The organism is Micromonospora sp. C97 (assembly GCF_018070385.1).
In the GTDB taxonomy this organism is placed as follows: Bacteria; Actinomycetota; Actinomycetes; order Mycobacteriales; family Micromonosporaceae; genus Micromonospora; species Micromonospora parva.
The window spans coordinates 1-15,353 of sequence record NZ_JAGPXU010000010.1 but is presented as its reverse complement, the minus strand read 5'-3'; the positions used below and the strand labels follow the sequence as shown (position 1 = coordinate 15,353).

Genomic DNA, 15,353 nt, shown 5'->3' with positions numbered 1-15,353 from the left:
CGGTCCCTTCTACAGGTCGGCGGGGGCGGCCAGCCGGCCGACCACGGCGGTGGCGGCGGCCACCGGCGGGGAGACCAGGTGGGTACGCCCACCCCGGCCCTGACGGCCCTCGAAGTTGCGGTTCGAGGTGGAGGCGGAACGCTCGCCCGGCTTCAGCGTGTCGGGGTTCATGCCGAGACACATGGAGCAGCCGGCGAACCGCCACTCGGCTCCGGCGTCGGCGAAGACCTTGTCCAGCCCCTCGGCCTCGGCTGCCTCGCGTACGGCGGCGGAGCCCGGCACCACGAGCATCCGGACGCCGTCGGCGACCCGGTGACCCCGCAGCACGTCGGCGGCGGCCCGCAGGTCCTCCAGGCGACCGTTGGTGCAGGACCCCACGAAGACCACGTCGATGGGCAGTTCCCGCAGCGGGGTGCCGGGGCGCAGGTCCATGTACTCCAGGGCCCGGCGGGCGGCGGCGCGCTCCGAGTCGGTGGTGAACTCCTCCGGGTCCGGCACCGGGGCGCTCAGCGGCGCGCCCTGCCCGGGGTTGGTGCCCCAGGTGACGAACGGGGTGATCTGGCTGGCGTCCAGGGTCACCTCGGCGTCGAAGCGCGCCCCCTCGTCGGTGGGCAGCGTCCGCCACCACGCCACCGCCGCGTCCCAGTCCGCGCCCTGCGGCGCGTTCGGGCGACCCTTGAGGTACGCGAAGGTGGTCTCGTCGGGCGCGATCATGCCGGCCTTGGCGCCCCACTCGATGGACATGTTGGCGATGGTCATCCGCCCCTCCATGGAGAGGGCGCGGATCGCCTCGCCGCGGTACTCGACGATGTGCCCGCGACCCCCACCCGTGCCCACCTGCGTGATCAGCGCGAGCACCAGGTCCTTGGCGGTCACGCCGGGCGCGAGGCGACCGGTGACGTTCACGGCCATCGTCTTCGGCCGGCTCTGCGGCAGCGTCTGGGTGGCCAGGACGTGCTCCACCTCGCTGGTGCCGATGCCGAAGGCGAGCGCGCCGAAGGCGCCGTGGGTGGCGGTGTGTGAGTCGCCACAGACGATCGTCAGACCCGGCTGGGTGAGACCGAGCTGCGGGCCGATCACGTGCACGATGCCCTGGTTGTCGTCGCCGAGCGGGTGCAGCCGCACCCCGAACTCGGCGCAGTTGCGGCGCAACGTCTCGATCTGCGTACGCGACGTCGGGTCCGCGATGGTGAGCAGGTCACCACGGCGGAGGCGGAAGGCCGGGTCGGCGTACCCGGTCGGGGTGTTGTGGTCCTCGGTCGCGAGGGTCAGGTCGGTACGACGCACCCGGCGCCCGGCGAGCCGCAGCCCGTCGAACGCCTGCGGGCTGGTCACCTCGTGCAGCAGGTGCAGGTCGATGAAGAGCAGGTCCGGCTCACCGGCGGCGGACCGTACGACGTGCGCGTCCCAGACCTTCTCGGCCAGGGTCCTCGGCTCAGGAGTGACTCCCACCATCTGGACATCCTAAATTCTGGGAGGTAAGTTTCGGCTTGTGGGACACAGTATGAGCGGTGTCGGCGTTCTCGACAAGGCGGTGGTCATCCTGGCCGCCTGCGTGGACGGCGCCAGCCTGGCCGAACTCGTTGAACGCACCAAGCTGCCCCGAGCCACCGCACATCGGCTGGCCCAGGCCTTGGAGATCCACCGGATGCTGGTGCGCGACACCCAGGGCAGATGGCGGCCCGGCCCCCGGCTGGGCGAGCTGGCCAACGCCGCACCGGACGTTCTGCTGACCGCCGCCGAGCCGTTGCTGGCCGCGCTGCGCGACGCCACCGGTGAGAGCGCGCAGCTCTACCTGCGCCGCGCCGACGAGCGGATCTGCGTGGCGGCGGCCGAGCGCGCCAGCGGCCTACGGGACACTGTCCCGGTCGGCTCGGTGCTGCCGATGACGGCCGGCTCAGCGGCCCAGATCCTGCTCGCCTGGGAGCCGCCGGAGGCGGTGATGCCACTGCTGCCGCGCAGCAAGTTCACCGGCCGCACCCTCGCCGAGGTACGCCGTCGCGGCTGGGCGCAGAGCGTCGCCGAGCGGGAGGCGGGTGTGGCGAGCGTCTCGGCCCCGATCCGCGACCGCACCGGGAGAGTGATCGCCTCGGTGAGCATCTCCGGCCCGATCGAACGCCTCGGCCGCCGCCCCGGCGAACGCCACGCCATGGCCGTGGTGAGAGCCGGCCAACGCCTATCCGGCCTCTAACCCCACCCCGAGCCCCCCACACCCGCACCCCGCGCAACATCCCCAATGTTGCTGCCTCCACCGGAGGCCCCTGCCTCCTCCGGTGATCAAGAGGTTTGCGTCACGACACGCCGAGAGCGCTGACGCAAACCTCTTGATCACCGAGAGCGGGGCTGGAAGGGGCCGGAGGGGTACGGGAAAGGCTCATCTCGCGGAGCGAGATGAGCCTTTGGTTGTAGCCCCGACCGGATTCGAACCGGCGCTACCGCCTTGAGAGGGCGGCGTCCTGGGCCACTAGACGACGGGGCCAGAACTTTCTTCCGTTCACCACCCTCGCGGGCGGTGCGACTGTAGTCTAGCGGCACCGTCCGAGGGTTCGAGCGCGGGGTCCGAGCCTGCCCGGGTCGGCGAAACAGCCGCCCCCGGACAACGAAACAGCCCGCCTCACCAGGTGAGACGGGCTGTGCACGATGTAGCCCCGACCGGATTCGAACCGGCGCTACCGCCTTGAGAGGGCGGCGTCCTGGGCCGCTAGACGACGGGGCCAGAACAACTTTCGCTCCCCCACCTCGGCGGTGGAGGAGCTGCACTCTACCGAAGACCACCCTCCGCCCCCGAAGGGGCGGAGTCGAACTCCGCCAGAATCCAGCGTCTGGAAATTCTCGCGAATTCCAGCAGCGCTGGGGTACCAGGACTCGAACCTAGACTAACTGAACCAGAATCAGTCGGGCTGCCAATTACCCCATACCCCATTGGCCCCTTGCGGCGCCGGGAGTGAACTTTACCCTCCCGGTGCCGACAGGCCAAATCCGATCCCCCCGAACCACCCGTGAGCTGCGGAAACAGGGGCATCAGACGGATCAGGCGACGGGAACCACCGGGTTGGTGAGCTCGCCGATGCCCTCGATCCGCACGGTGACCGTATCCCCCTCGACAAGCGGGCTAACCCCGGCCGGAGTGCCGGTGAGAACCACGTCGCCGGGCAGCAGAGTCATCACGTGCGAGATGTACGACACCAGGCCGGGAACGTCGAAGACCATGTCCTTCGTCCGGCCGAGCTGGCGTACCTCCATCTCCTCCGGGTTGCGACCCACCTCACACCGGATCTCCAGATCGGAGACGTCCAGCCCGGTGGTGATCCACGGGCCGATCGGGCAGAACGAGTCGAAGCCCTTGGCCCGGGTCCACTGCCCGTCGGAGCGCTGAAGGTCCCGGGCGGTGACGTCGTTGGCACAGGTGTAGCCGAAGATGGCGCGTTCGGCGGCGGCCCGGTCGGCGCGGCGCGCCCCGGGGGCCCCGATCACGACCGCGAGCTCCGCCTCGTGCTCGACCTGCTTGGAGAAGATCGGCAGTCGGATGGCGTCCCGGGGGCCGATCACCGAGGTGGACGGCTTGAGGAAGAGCAGTGGCTCCTTGGGCACGTCGTTGCCGAGCTCGGCGGCGTGGTCGGCGTAGTTACGACCGACGCACACGACCTTGCTGGGCAGGATCGGCGACAGCAGCCGAACGTCGGAAAGGGCCCACCGGGCCCCACTGAAGGAGAGTTTGCCGAACGGGTGGCCCTCGATCTCGGCGATGGTCAGGCCCTGCGGCCCGGCCCCCGGTTCGCCTTCGACGGCACCGAACGACATTCCCTTGGCATGGGCGAAACGAGCGATACGCACCCCGCCAATCTAGCCCCGTCGGCACCCCAACCGGCCACGACCGGCGCTCGGGTGTGCGCAACCCGTCAGCGCGCGGCAGCCTATCGGAGCAGGAGGTGACCGGGGCGGGCTTCCCGAATTCGTACCCGCACGGAAGCGACGCGCCCCTACCGTCGGCTCCGGAGGTTCGTTCGTATGCCTGCATCGACACGACACCACAGAGCCCTCGCAGTGTTCGTGCACTGCCTCGGCATCCTCGCCGCCGTGCCGGCCCTGCCGGCGGCGGCTCCGGAGGCGGCGGCCGCGCCACGACCACCGGCGGCCACGCCACAACCGACGGCCAGCGCGCCACGACCGCCGGCGGCCACGCCAGGACCACCGGCTGGCGCGCCACGTCCCACGGACGTCCCGCCACCACCACCGGCGACGGTCGGCCCAGCGGTCACTCGGCCGCCGGTGGCGATGGCCGCCCGGGTGACCGAACCCACGCCGCCCTCGGCGCCACCGGCGATGGCACCACCCACCCGGGCGCCGGCGTCCGCGCCCCCGCAACCGGTCACGGTGGCGGTCGCGACGGAGAGCAGCCCGGCACCGAGGTACCGGATCCAGGTGCGCAACGTGAGCGGCTCGACGCTGGACACCACTGTGCGTCAGGAGTTGCCGCCCGGCTCGACGACGACTGCGATCAGCGGCGGCGGCCGGTCCACCCCGGCCAACGGGTCGGCCACCGAGGTGACGTGGCGGCTGCGGCTGCCCGCGCACAGCACCACCACGTTGGGCACCGCGCTCGCGGCGACCGCACCGGGTCAGCCGCTGACCGCGCCGACCTGCGCGTTCACCAGTGACGGCAGCCGACCGTACGACTGCGCCACTGCCACCTGGCAGGCCGCGGCGGCACCGGCGGCCGAGGTGACCGAGGCACCGGCCTGGCGCCGCTACCCGGTACTCCTCGCCGGCCTGGCGGTTCTGCTGCTGGTCAGCGCCGCGGTGTTCTGGGTGTGGCGACGGCGGCGGCGCGGGCGGCGGGTGACGGCTGCCGCGCTCGCCACCGGCGGTGGAGCCGGGGATGGTCGCGGGACGATCTACCCGCGACCGGCAGCCCCGAGTCCGGTGCGGCGTCGGCGTACCCCGCCGGTCTGGATGTTGGTGGGCGCAGCGGTCGTGGTGCTGGCCGGCGTCGTCGGCACCGCGGGTTGGACGGCGACCCGGCAGGTCGCGGCGATCGACACCCAGAAGCAGCCGACCAGCGGCGCGTGGATGGGCACCGGGGTCACCGGGTCGCTGGGTGTGCCGCTGCGCGAGTCGGCGTTCGAGTTCACCGTGTACCGGATGACCTGCGGCGCTCCCGGCACCGCCGGGAAGGCCGACGGTGGCCCTCCCGCGCCGGTGAACGGCCGACGCTGCGAGGCGACAGTGGGTGTGCGCAACGTCACCGCCGACCACCAGCTGTGGCACAGCGAGCTGCAACGGGCGTACCTGCCGAGCGGGCGTTGGGTGAGCACCGACGAGTCGGCCACCCGGATGGCGAACCTGGGTCGGGACGTCTTCGCCAACCCGATGGCGGCGGGTACCCGGATGGTGCTGCCGCTGGTCTTCACCGTCGACGGGCGGGACCCGCCGGAGCAGCTGGAGCTGCGCAGCGGGGTGTTCTCCGCCGGGGTCCGGGTGCACATGCCCTGACCGGTGTTCCGGGCGGCGGTCGTACCCTGGGTGCGTGACCGCCGCCCTCGCCCGCACCGTGCTCGACGCGGCGCAGTGGCAGGCCCGCCGGCGGGCCCACGAGCAGCGGGTGGACGTCTGGCTGACCCCGCACCTGGCCCGGCGACGACGCGGTGAGCGGCATCCGGTGGCCGACTTCCTGTTCACCTACTACTCGCACCGCCCGGCCCAGCTGCGGCGCTGGCATCCGGGGCCCGGGGTCGAGTTGCGCGACGCCGACCCGGCGGAGTTCGGCCGCGACTACCGCGCCAGCACCGCGGGGGTCACCCTCGACACCGACGGGGTACGCGCGCGGCGCGCCGAGTCGATCGCCTGGATCCGTTCCCTGTTGACGGCGACGCGTGGGCGGGCGCCGCACTTCGGCTGCTTCGGGATGCACGAGTGGGCGATGGTCTACCGGCAGACCCGGGAGGAGTTGCGGCACAACGCCTGGCCGCTGCGGTTGAGCGCGGAGCGCACCGCCGCGGTCGTCGAGGAGCGCGGGGTGCGGTGCAGCCACTTCGACGCGTTCCGGTTCTTCACACCGCCGGCCCGCCCGTTGAATGTGCTCTCCCCGACCCGGGAGACGCAGCACGCGCACGAGCAGCCGGGCTGCCTGCACGCCAACATGGATCTGTACAAGTGGGCGTACAAGTTGTCGCCGTTGGTGCCCTCGGAGTTGGTGGCCGACGCGTTCGACCTGGCTCGGGACATCCGCACGCTGGACATGCGGGCCAGCCCGTACGACCTGGCGGCGCTCGGCTACCCGCCGGTGCGGGTGGAGACCGCGGACGGTCGGGCGGAGTACGCGGCGGCGCAGCGCGCGTTCGCCGAGCGGGCCGCGGTGCTACGCGACCGGCTGCTCACCGCCGTCCCGGCCTGACCCGGCGTCGGCCCGCTCAGGTTGCCGGGCGGATACGCAGGCCGTCGATGAGCAGCGCCACGACGGCTTCCATGTCGTCGTCGAGGCCGGGATCGTTCCAGTCGGCCCGGTGGGCTGGGTGGTGGAACCGGGCGGTGGCCTGCAACAGGGCCCGGCCGGCCACCGCCGGGTCGGGCACGGCGAATTCACCGGCGGTGACCCCGTCCGCGACGATCAGGCTGAGTTGACCGGCGAGGACCTCCAGGTGGGTGGCGACCGCGCCCTCGGAGAGGGTGGCGAGCTGGTGGAAGTTGTCGAACAGCTCGGGGTCCTCCCGCGCCATCCGGCGTTTGGTGCCGCTCAGCTCCGCCAGCCAGCGGCGCAGCCGTCGTGGGGCCGGGCCGGGCCCGGTGGCCACCTCGATCAGCGGGGTGGACACCCGGGCCAGCCACCGTTCGGCGACCGCGTCGCGCAGCGCCGCCTTGCTGGCGAAGTGCCGGTAGACGCTGCCGTGGCTCACGCCCAGCGCGCGGGCGACGTCCAGCACAGTGGCCTTGGCCGGCCCGTAGCGGCGCAGCACCTCCTCGGCGGTGTCGAGGATGCGGTCGGCCGTCAGGGCGGTGGCGTCGCTCATCGCTCAAGCCTTCCTGACGGCGCGACCGGCCGTGGCGCGACCCCCGGTCGGCGGACGCGCCACGGCCGGGTGGTCACGCCCGCTCGCTGTCCAGGTGGGCCATCTGCGCCTCGTCGTAGCGGGCGCCGGCGACCGCGTCGGCCGGGACGGCGGCCTCGATGGCGGCCAGGTCCGCCTCGGTGAGCGTGATCGCCGCGGCTCCCAGTGCCTCGGTGAGGCGGTCGCGGCGGCGGGCGCCGATCAGGGGCACGATGTTCTCGCCCCGGGCGAGCACCCAGGCGATGGCGATCTGCGCCACGGTGACGCCCCGGGTCTCGGCGATGGCGCGCAGCGCCTCCACCAGGGCCAGGTTGCGGCCGAGGTTGTCGCCGGAGAACCGGGGCAGGTGGCTGCGGAAGTCGGTGCCGGCGGTCTCCCGCTGGGCCGTCCAGTGGCCGCTGATGAGCCCGCGGGACAGCACCCCGTAGGCGGTGATCCCGACGCCGAGCTCGCGGGCCGTCGGCAGGATGTCGGTCTCCGGGTTGCGGGAGATCAGCGAGTATTCGATCTGCAGGTCGGTGATCGGGTGCACGGCGTGCGCCCGGCGCAGGGTTTCCGCGCTCACCTCGGACAGACCGATGTGGCGGATGTGGCCGGCCTTGACCAGCTCGGCGAGGGTGCCGACCACGTCCTCCACCGGGACGTCCGGGGAAAGCCGGGCCGGGCGGTAGATGTCCACGTGGTCGGTGCCGAGACGGCGCAGGGTGTACGCCAGGAAGTTCTTGATCGCGGCGGGGCGGACGTCGACGCCGTTCCAACCGCCCTCGATGTCGCGCAGAGCGCCGAACTTCACGCTGATCAGGGCGTTGTCGCGGTTGCGGCCGCGCAACGCGTCGCGCAGCAGCAGCTCGTTGTGCCCCATGCCGTAGAAGTCGCCGGTGTCCAGCAGGGTGATGCCGGCGTCCAGTGCGGCGTGGATGGTGGCGATGCTCTCGGCCTCGTCGGTGGCGCCGTAGAGGTCCGACATGCCCATCAGGCCGAGCCCGAGCGCGGAGACGGTGGGGCCGGTGGTGCCGAGGGTGCGGGTGTTCATGGGGTGTTCCTCTCACCTGGGTGACGCGTTGAGCGTACACCTTTCGGATGACAGATTTCAGATTCTGTCACTAGAGATTCGCAGGAACCCCGACGACGGAGGACTTTTCTGATGGTTTACTACTCGCCGTCTGTTCGGCGGTCACGCTTGCGCTGGGACTGGCGCTTCTTCTCGGCCAGCCGGCGCTCCTTCGCCCCACGGGACGGGCGGGTCGCTCGACGGGCCGGTGGTGGGGGTGCGGCGGCCTCCCGCAGCAGGGCGGTCATCCGTGCCCGGGCCGCCTCCCGGTTGGCCAGCTGGGCCCGGTGCTCGCTGGCGGCGATCGTCAGCACCCCGTCGACGAGGCGGTTGGCCAGCCGGGCCAGCGCCCGCGACCGCAGCCAGTCGGGCACGGTGGGCGAGTTGGCCAGGTCGTAGCTGAGCTCGACGCGGGAGTCAGCGGTGTTCACGCCCTGCCCGCCCGGCCCAGACGAGCGGGAGAACCGCTCCCGCAGCTCTGCGGCGGGGACGACCCACCGGTCGGTCACCCGCAGTCCGTCGTCCACGCCCCGAGGCTAACCCGCCACGGCCTGCCGGGGGCTATCGGTGCGGAGGCTCGCTCTGGGTCGGGGACTGGCTGGGCGCCGTCCCGGCGGTCTCCTCGTCGGAACCGACCGCCGCGTACGCCACCGCGCCGAAGAGCAGCAGCCCGATCACCGCCGCCTTCACGGCGACCCCACGGATCAGCGCCCAGGCGCCCCTGCGGGCGCCCGGCACCGATTTCTTGACGGTCTGGTAGTCGTTCCACCCGCGTCGTGCCCGGGCGTACGCCGACCCCACTGCACATCCGATGACCAGCCCCACCAGCAGGAGGACCGTGAGAAGAGGACGCTCCACCTCCGCCAGTATCCATACCGACCGTAATATTTCCATGGTCCGATGCCGTCGGGCCGGATATCTGACAGTGGCAGCCCCCGGCAGGGGCGTTCGGGCAGCTCAGCCACCCTTGCCGATGATCGTGTCCGCGGTCTGCTGCACCTGGTCGATCGGGATGGCGAAACCGATGCCGATCGAGCCGTTCCCGTCGATGGTGGCGATGGCGGTGTTCACCCCGACCACCTCACCACGGGCGTTGACCAGTGGCCCACCGGAGTTGCCCGGGTTGATGGACGCGTCGGTCTGCACCGCGCTGTGCCGGTTGTTGCCGAGGCGTACCTCGCGGTCCAGGGCGCTGACGATGCCAGCGGTGACCGTCCCCGCCAGCCCGAGCGGCGAACCCACCGCGAGCACCGGCTCACCGACCCGGGTCGCGCCCGGCTTGGCCAGGGGCAACGGGGTGAGACCGGCCGACGCCGGCACCTTCAGCACCGCCAGGTCACTGCGCGGCTCCCGCCCGACCACCTCGGCGGCGAACCGACGCCCGTCGGGCAGCTCCACTGTCACCGGACCGCCACCACCCTTGGCCAGGATGTGGTCGTTGGTGATCAGGTGCTGCTGGTCGTCCACGGCGAAGCCGGAGCCGGTCGCGGACCCGCTGCTCGCGCCGCCGGCCAGCACCGACACCACCCCCGGCACGGTCCGCTCGGCCGCGGTGACCAGCTCGGCCGGCACCGGGGCGGCGGACGCGGCCGCCGGCCCACCAGCCCCGTCCCGGCTGGCCACCACGCCACCGGCGAGAGCACCGGAGACGGCCGAGACCGCCACCACGCCCAGCACGGCGAGCAGCCGCCCGGGCCGCCGTCCGCCCGGGTCGCGCTCGGGCGCGTCCCACCACCCGCGCCCGTCCGGGTCGAGTTCCGGCGAGATGAACCAGGGACCACGCGGTTCGCCCAGTCCGGTCTGCACTGCCATGCGTACTCCTCACTGACGACGTCGGTTGTGCACAGCGGTCAGGGCAGCCGGGAGAACCAGCGCATCGAGCCGGCGGCGGCACCCATCGCGAACACCAGTCCGAGGCCGATGAACCGGGCCGAGACGTCCTGCCGCTCGGTGCGGTAGCCGACCGAACTGCCGATGTCGTCGTAGACGGCTCGCAGCTCGTCGGAGGTGCTGGCCTCGTGGAACATCCCGCCGGTCTCCTCGGCGACCGCCTTGAGGGTCTGCCCGTCCACCGGCACCTGGATGGGTCGGCCACCCCGGTCGACGAACCCGGACGGTGTGCCGAACGAGATCGAGTGCACCGGCACCTCCGCCGTCACCGCCTCCGCCGCCGCCTCCATCGGGTCCATCCCGGAGGTGTTGGCGCCGTCGGAGAGCAGGATGATCCGGGCCGGTGGCGGCTCCTTCGCGGCTTCGTTGTCCAGGCTCTTGACCGCGCCGAGGGAGGTGTTGATGGCCTCGCCGATCGCGGTGCCCTGCACGCCGGTGATCCCCTCGGCGAGCCGGTCGATCCCCTCTTCGAGGGCGTCCCGGTCGGTGCCAGGTGGCACCAGCACGGCGGCGCTCCCGGCGAACGCGACGAGCCCCACGTTGAACTCGTCGGGCAGGCCCTTGACGAAGCGCCGGGCGGCCTCCTTCGCCGCGGCCAGCCGGTCCGGCTCGACGTCGGTGGCGAGCATCGACGTCGAGACGTCCACCGCCACCATCACCGTGGCCCGTTCCCGGGGCACCCGGACCTCGGCGGTCGGGCGGGCGAAGCCGACCACGAGCAGCGCCAGCATGGCCAGGAAGAGCCCGGCCGGTACGTGCCGACGCCACGCGGGCCGCTGCGGCGCCACCCGGTCCAGCAGCCGCAGGTTGGTGAAGCGGACCGCGTACCGGCTGCGTCGGCGCTGCATCACCAGGTACGCGACGACCAGGGCGAGCACGCCGAGCAGCAGCCAGAGTCGCAGCGGCGACTGCCAGATCACGCGGCACCTCCCCGCGGCTGGCCGGACGGCGCGGCGGCCAGCCGACGCTGGGCGTGCACGTGCCGGACGATGTCGGCGCTCCAGTCCCCGTCGGTGCGCAGCGGCAGGTGGGTGGCACCGCTGCGACGCACCGCCTGACGGACCTGTTCGCGCTGGGCGGCGGCGGCTTCGGCGTACCGCTCGCGCAGCCGGCGGTCCGACGTGGACACCTCGCGGTGCCGGCCGGTCTCCGGGTCGACGAGCGTGATCAGGCCGACGTCCGGCAGTTCCAGCTCCCGCGGGTCGGTCACCTCGATCGCCAGCACCTGGTGCCGGACGGCCAGCCGGCGCATGGTCCGCTCCCAGGGTGCCGCCTCGCCGGGATCGTCGGGCAGACCGTCGAGGAAGTCGGAGACCACCACCACCAGCCCGCGCCGGTTGGCGATCCGGTGCAGCGCGTCGAGGCCGTCCGCCAGGTCGGGCGGTCGGGCCGTGGGGCCACGCCCCGGCCGGTCGGGGGGCGCGGTGACGCGGGGGGCGGCGAGCAGCGCGCGGAGCAGCGCGAGCAGATGGGTACGACCGCTGCGGGCCGGAAACCGGCGTACCCCGTCGGCGCGCAGCACCTGGGCGCCAAGGCGGTTGCCGACACCCGCGGTCAGGAAGCCGACCGCCGCGACGGCGGCCACCGCCAGTTCCCGTTTGTCCAGCTCGGCGGTGCCGAACTCCATGCTGGCGCTGCCGTCGACGAGCAGCCAGGTGGTCAGTTCCCGGTCGGCGTCGACCTGCCGGACGTGCGGCACAGCCGTGCGGGCCGTCACCGCCCAGTCCATCCGGCGGACCTCGTCCTCGCCCGGCCGGTACTCGCGACTGCCGGCGGGCTCACTGCCCGGACCGGGCAGCAGACCGCGGTACTGACCGTGCAGCAGGCCGTTCAGCCGACGCGTGACGGTCAGTTCCAGCCGGCGCAGGCGCTGGTCGGGGGCCAGCTCGGCCAGGCCGGGGTCGGCGGGCGCGGCGGCGGCGCGTCTCATGCCGCCGCCAGGTCCGGTGCCTGCTGCGGGTGCCCGCTGGCCAGCCGGGGCGGTGGCACCGCCTCGACGAGCCGTCGCACCACGCTTTCGGCCGACACCCCGTCGGCCACCGCGTCGAAGGAGAGCACCAGCCGGTGGGCGAGGACGTCGACGGCCAGCTCACGGATGTCCTCGGGCAGCACGTACTCCCGCCCCCGCAGCAGGGCCTGCGCACGGGCGGCCGCGACGAGGCCCAGGGTGGCTCGCGGACTGGCCCCGTACGCCAGCAGCGGGGCGATCTCCGGCAGCCCGAACCGGCCCGGGTCGCGGGTGGCGAGGATCAGCCGCACCACGTACTCGGCCAACGCGTGGTGGACGAAGACCCGCTCGGCGTGGGCCTGCAGGTCCCGCAGCCGTTGCGCGTCGAGCACCTGGCGCGGGCTCGGCCGGTCGGTGCTCATCCGGTAGAGGATGGCCAGCTCGTCGGCGTCGCTGGGGTAGTCGACCACCACCTTCATCAGGAACCGGTCGCGCTGCGCCTCGGGAAGCTGGTAGACCCCCTCGGACTCGATCGGGTTCTGGGTGGCCAGCACCAGGAACGGCTCCGGGACCGGCCAGCTGCGCCCGCCGATCGAGACCTGCCGTTCGGCCATCGCCTCCAGCAGCGCCGACTGGACCTTGGCGGGGGCCCGGTTGATCTCGTCGGCCAGCACCAGGTTGGCCATGATCGGGCCCAGCTCGATGTCGAAGGTTTCCTTGGACGCCCGGTAGATCCGGGTGCCCACGATGTCGGAGGGCACCAGGTCCGGGGTGAACTGGATCCGGGAGAAGGTGCCGCCGACCACTGTCGCGAGGGTCTGCGCGGCCAGTGTCTTGGCCACGCCGGGCACCCCCTCCAGGAGGCAGTGTCCGTTGGCGACCAGGGCGGTGAGCAGGCGTTCGACGAGGCGATCCTGCCCCACGATCACGCGTTTGACCTCGAAGAGGGTCTGTTCCAGCTCGATGCCGGTCGGCTCCGGATCGACCGGGCTGGGCATGCTGGCCAGGGTGTCCGAGATGTCCGTCACGGTGCTTGCTTCCCGGGCACACGGCCGGCAAACGTCGGATTGTGCGGGCCGGACCGGCCCGCAGTGGCCGGAATCGGGATGAGCCGCGCGGAAGGGTGACGACCATCGCGAGCCCGTCGAGGACGGCCTCAACCGGCCCGATCGGCGGCGGAGGCACCGAAGTCGGCAGGCGACCGGCCAGGGAGCGCCGATCGGCGCGAGCGAGGCCAAAGGACGCAGAGCCTCCAGCGCCCGGCCACGGAGAGTCCGACCGGCGAGCCGGTGAAGGACGCCTGCGTGATCCACTCGCGTTCACGAAAATCGGGGTATCCCGGATCGGCGGACACGCCGACTTCAGGAAACCCGAGTCGATCAATGCCCGGACCGGCTGGCCGAGGCGCATCCGGCGAATCCGCTGAGCGGACAGGGTCCGGCCCCCGACGCCACAGGCGACGGGGGCCGGGTGCCGGTTCGGTCAGGGTGTGTGGGTGAGCAGGGTGAAGCCCAGGTCAGCCGGGGTCCCGGCCGAGTTGCGGGTCTGCACGAAGACCGCGTTGGGCGTGCTCAGCCGCGGAGCCACCGAGATCTCGCCAGCCGGCGGAATGCAGCAGGCGTCGGACCGCGAGATGGTGGCCAGGAAGGCACCGGCCGTGACGGTGTAGCCGAACTGCACCTCGTACTGGCCGGGGCCGTACTTGATGACGGTGCCGGTGCCGCGCGCCTTGGTGCCGTTGGAGTTGACGACGGTGAAGACGTTGGTGGCCACCAGCGTGCTGGCCGCACCCGCCTTCAGCGCGGCCTTGGCCTTGCGGGCCGACTCGGCGGTGACCGGCGGTTGGGCGTTGCTGCCGCGCGCCGCCGGCTGGACGGCCTCCTGCGGCGCCTTCGCCGACGGCTGGGCGATGGCGATGCCCCCGCCGGCCAGGCTGAGGCCCAGGACGGCGAACGTGACCGCCGCCAACTTACGTCGGAAGGATGTACTCATGACAGGTCCCCCTTGTGTGACCGTGCGAATTCGGCCGACCCGCGGGGCGGGACGGATGACTGCCCATAAATAGGAGTACGACGACTGCTGGGCGAGGGAAAGCCAACTCACTGGCACCCTGGTAGATTGATTTCTCGGCAATCTACATCCCATCTGAGCTGCGGATACTACTCAGAGTTGCGTCGTTTGAGCCAGATGGAACGTAGCACCGGAAAAAGCAGACAGTCAATAGTTGATCTCGCTTTTCCGAGGTGTCAACCAGCCGTCAGATAATTGTGAAATGTGAGAGCGTCATCATTCATGAAATGGTTTCTGACGCTCGGCTACGATCATCGGCGTGACCGTCGAGGCTGCACCCGCGCACCGGTTCACCCGGCTTCGCACGGTGCTCTGGTGGCTTGCCGTCGCACCCACAGCGCTCTGGGCGGCCGCCCGGCTGCTCGGCCTGGACCGGGGGCCGTTGGTGCAGGCGCTCGCCTTCACCCCGTACGTCGCGGGCGTCAGCGTGCTGGTCCTGGCCCTCGCGCTCGCCCTACGGCGCTGGTGGCCGGCGGCGCTCGCGGCAGTGACGGCGGTGGCGCTGCTCGGCACCGTCGCACCGCGGGCGCTGGCCAGCCCGCAGCCGGCGGCGGCCGGGCCGACCGTGCGGCTGCTCACCGCCAACCTGCTCGCCGGCACCGGTGACGCGCGGACGCTCGTGGAGCTGGTCCGGCGACACCAGGTCGACGTGCTCACCGTGCAGGAGTTCACCCCGGACGCGCAGGCCGCCCTGGACCAGCTCGGCCTCGACACGCTGCTGCCGCACCGGCAGCTCAACCCGGAGATCGGCACCGCCGGGTCGGGGCTCTACTCGCGGTGGCCGATCAGCGACGTCGGCGTCCGGCGCAACCTCGAAGGTTGGGGCTTCAGCCAGGCGTACGCGACGGTGTCCGTCCCCGGTGGGCCCCCGGTCCGCGTCGAGTCCGCCCACCCCTCGGCGCCGTACGCCCTGGACCAGGTGGGCGCCTGGCGGGCCGACCTGACCGCCCAACCACCGGCCACTCCGGACGGCGGCCTGCGGATCCTCGCCGGGGATTTCAACGCCACCCTCGACCACAGCCCACTGCGGGCCCTGCTGCGCACCGGTTACGTCGACGCCGCCGACGCCACCGGACAGGGCCTGACCGGCACCTGGGGCCCGTACGACGGCGACCTCATCCCACCCGTCGCCATCGACCACATCCTGGTCGACCACCGGATAGCGGTCCGCTCGGTGCGGGTGCTCGCCCTACCCGGCAGCGACCACCGCCCCGTCCAAGCCACCCTCACCCTCCCCACCCCCTACCCCCCGCGCCTGCCCCTCCCCCGCCCGCCCGCCCGCGATCTTGCGCTTTCTGTCCCGTCATAACGAGCAAAAGCCTTGTATCGACGACACAAAGTGCAAGAT

15 protein-coding genes and 3 tRNA genes are annotated in these 15,353 nt (G+C 72.3%); 4 read left to right on the top strand and 14 right to left on the bottom strand.

The window, feature by feature from the left end; genetic code table 11:
• Positions 1-9: 9 nt before the first annotated feature.
• Complete coding sequence (leuC, locus tag KBX26_RS15690) at positions 10-1,455, bottom strand: 3-isopropylmalate dehydratase large subunit (RefSeq protein WP_030335336.1); 1,446 nt, start codon at positions 1,453-1,455, stop codon at positions 10-12.
• 49 nt (positions 1,456-1,504) lie between these two features.
• Between leuC and KBX26_RS15685 the strand changes: the two genes are divergently transcribed.
• Positions 1,505-2,191 (top strand): IclR family transcriptional regulator, encoded by a 687-nt coding sequence (locus KBX26_RS15685; RefSeq protein ID WP_007456408.1) that lies wholly within the window; start codon positions 1,505-1,507, stop codon positions 2,189-2,191.
• Positions 2,192-2,406: 215 nt separating this feature from the next.
• On the opposite strand, the gene KBX26_RS15680 is transcribed toward KBX26_RS15685, so the two are convergent.
• From KBX26_RS15680 to KBX26_RS15665, 4 genes are all read right to left on the bottom strand, one after another.
• A tRNA-Glu gene (locus tag KBX26_RS15680) sits at positions 2,407-2,479 on the bottom strand.
• A 164-nt stretch (positions 2,480-2,643) separates the two neighbouring features.
• A tRNA-Glu gene (locus KBX26_RS15675) sits at positions 2,644-2,716 on the bottom strand.
• Between the two features lie 134 nt (positions 2,717-2,850).
• Positions 2,851-2,922 (bottom strand) — tRNA-Gln (locus KBX26_RS15670).
• A 108-nt stretch (positions 2,923-3,030) separates the two neighbouring features.
• The gene (locus KBX26_RS15665; protein ID WP_081883971.1) at positions 3,031-3,834 is read right to left on the bottom strand and encodes a fumarylacetoacetate hydrolase family protein; all 804 of its coding nucleotides are present in this window, start codon (positions 3,832-3,834) and stop codon (positions 3,031-3,033) included.
• Positions 3,835-4,008: 174 nt separating this feature from the next.
• Between KBX26_RS15665 and KBX26_RS15660 the strand changes: the two genes are divergently transcribed.
• The gene (locus KBX26_RS15660; RefSeq protein WP_210865751.1) at positions 4,009-5,493 is read left to right on the top strand and encodes a hypothetical protein; all 1,485 of its coding nucleotides are present in this window, start codon (positions 4,009-4,011) and stop codon (positions 5,491-5,493) included.
• Between the two features lie 34 nt (positions 5,494-5,527).
• Positions 5,528-6,394 (top strand): 3-methyladenine DNA glycosylase, encoded by an 867-nt coding sequence (locus KBX26_RS15655; protein WP_210865750.1) that lies wholly within the window; start codon positions 5,528-5,530, stop codon positions 6,392-6,394.
• A 16-nt stretch (positions 6,395-6,410) separates the two neighbouring features.
• Here the strand turns inward: KBX26_RS15655 and KBX26_RS15650 are convergent, their stop codons facing one another.
• From KBX26_RS15650 to KBX26_RS15610, 9 genes are all read right to left on the bottom strand, one after another.
• Positions 6,411-7,007, bottom strand: coding sequence for a TetR family transcriptional regulator (locus tag KBX26_RS15650; RefSeq protein ID WP_210865749.1), 597 nt, complete (start codon positions 7,005-7,007; stop codon positions 6,411-6,413).
• Positions 7,008-7,080: 73 nt separating this feature from the next.
• Complete coding sequence (locus KBX26_RS15645; RefSeq protein WP_210865748.1) at positions 7,081-8,079, bottom strand: aldo/keto reductase; 999 nt, start codon at positions 8,077-8,079, stop codon at positions 7,081-7,083.
• Positions 8,080-8,198: 119 nt separating this feature from the next.
• Entirely contained in the window at positions 8,199-8,624 is a 426-nt protein-coding gene (gene arfB / locus KBX26_RS15640; RefSeq protein WP_030335348.1) for an alternative ribosome rescue aminoacyl-tRNA hydrolase ArfB, read from the bottom strand.
• Between the two features lie 34 nt (positions 8,625-8,658).
• On the bottom strand, positions 8,659-8,955 hold the full coding sequence (locus KBX26_RS15635; protein WP_030335350.1) for a hypothetical protein: 297 nt from the start codon (positions 8,953-8,955) through the stop codon (positions 8,659-8,661).
• A 99-nt stretch (positions 8,956-9,054) separates the two neighbouring features.
• On the bottom strand, positions 9,055-9,909 hold the full coding sequence (locus KBX26_RS15630) for a S1C family serine protease (protein WP_030335352.1): 855 nt from the start codon (positions 9,907-9,909) through the stop codon (positions 9,055-9,057).
• A gap of 38 nt (positions 9,910-9,947) precedes the next feature.
• The gene (locus KBX26_RS15625; RefSeq protein WP_030335353.1) at positions 9,948-10,907 is read right to left on the bottom strand and encodes a VWA domain-containing protein; all 960 of its coding nucleotides are present in this window, start codon (positions 10,905-10,907) and stop codon (positions 9,948-9,950) included.
• Positions 10,904-11,917, bottom strand: coding sequence for a DUF58 domain-containing protein (locus tag KBX26_RS15620; RefSeq protein WP_210865747.1), 1,014 nt, complete (start codon positions 11,915-11,917; stop codon positions 10,904-10,906). The genes KBX26_RS15625 and KBX26_RS15620 overlap by 4 nt, the downstream gene beginning before the upstream one ends.
• Positions 11,914-12,963 (bottom strand): MoxR family ATPase, encoded by a 1,050-nt coding sequence (locus KBX26_RS15615; RefSeq protein ID WP_030335357.1) that lies wholly within the window; start codon positions 12,961-12,963, stop codon positions 11,914-11,916. Before KBX26_RS15615 ends, KBX26_RS15620 begins: the two co-directional genes overlap by 4 nt.
• Before the next feature lie 454 nt (positions 12,964-13,417).
• Positions 13,418-13,927, bottom strand: coding sequence for a hypothetical protein (locus tag KBX26_RS15610; RefSeq protein WP_030335359.1), 510 nt, complete (start codon positions 13,925-13,927; stop codon positions 13,418-13,420).
• 385 nt (positions 13,928-14,312) lie between these two features.
• Between KBX26_RS15610 and KBX26_RS15605 the strand changes: the two genes are divergently transcribed.
• Positions 14,313-15,314, top strand: coding sequence for an endonuclease/exonuclease/phosphatase family protein (locus KBX26_RS15605; protein WP_210865805.1), 1,002 nt, complete (start codon positions 14,313-14,315; stop codon positions 15,312-15,314).
• The last annotated feature ends 39 nt before the right edge of the window (positions 15,315-15,353 follow it).

Bases quoted from the DNA above. Each gene is read 5' to 3' on its own strand.
- leuC (WP_030335336.1), bottom strand. From the start codon at position 1,455: ATGGTGGGAGTCACTCCTGAGCCGAGGACCCTGGCCGAGAAGGTCTGG.
- KBX26_RS15650 (WP_210865749.1), bottom strand. From the start codon at position 7,007: ATGAGCGACGCCACCGCCCTGACGGCCGACCGCATCCTCGACACCGCC.
- KBX26_RS15685 (WP_007456408.1), top strand. From the start codon at position 1,505: ATGAGCGGTGTCGGCGTTCTCGACAAGGCGGTGGTCATCCTGGCCGCC.
- KBX26_RS15620 (WP_210865747.1), bottom strand. From the start codon at position 11,917: ATGAGACGCGCCGCCGCCGCGCCCGCCGACCCCGGCCTGGCCGAGCTG.
- KBX26_RS15660 (WP_210865751.1), top strand. From the start codon at position 4,009: ATGCCTGCATCGACACGACACCACAGAGCCCTCGCAGTGTTCGTGCAC.
- KBX26_RS15630 (WP_030335352.1), bottom strand. From the start codon at position 9,909: ATGGCAGTGCAGACCGGACTGGGCGAACCGCGTGGTCCCTGGTTCATC.
- KBX26_RS15645 (WP_210865748.1), bottom strand. From the start codon at position 8,079: ATGAACACCCGCACCCTCGGCACCACCGGCCCCACCGTCTCCGCGCTC.
- KBX26_RS15610 (WP_030335359.1), bottom strand. From the start codon at position 13,927: ATGAGTACATCCTTCCGACGTAAGTTGGCGGCGGTCACGTTCGCCGTC.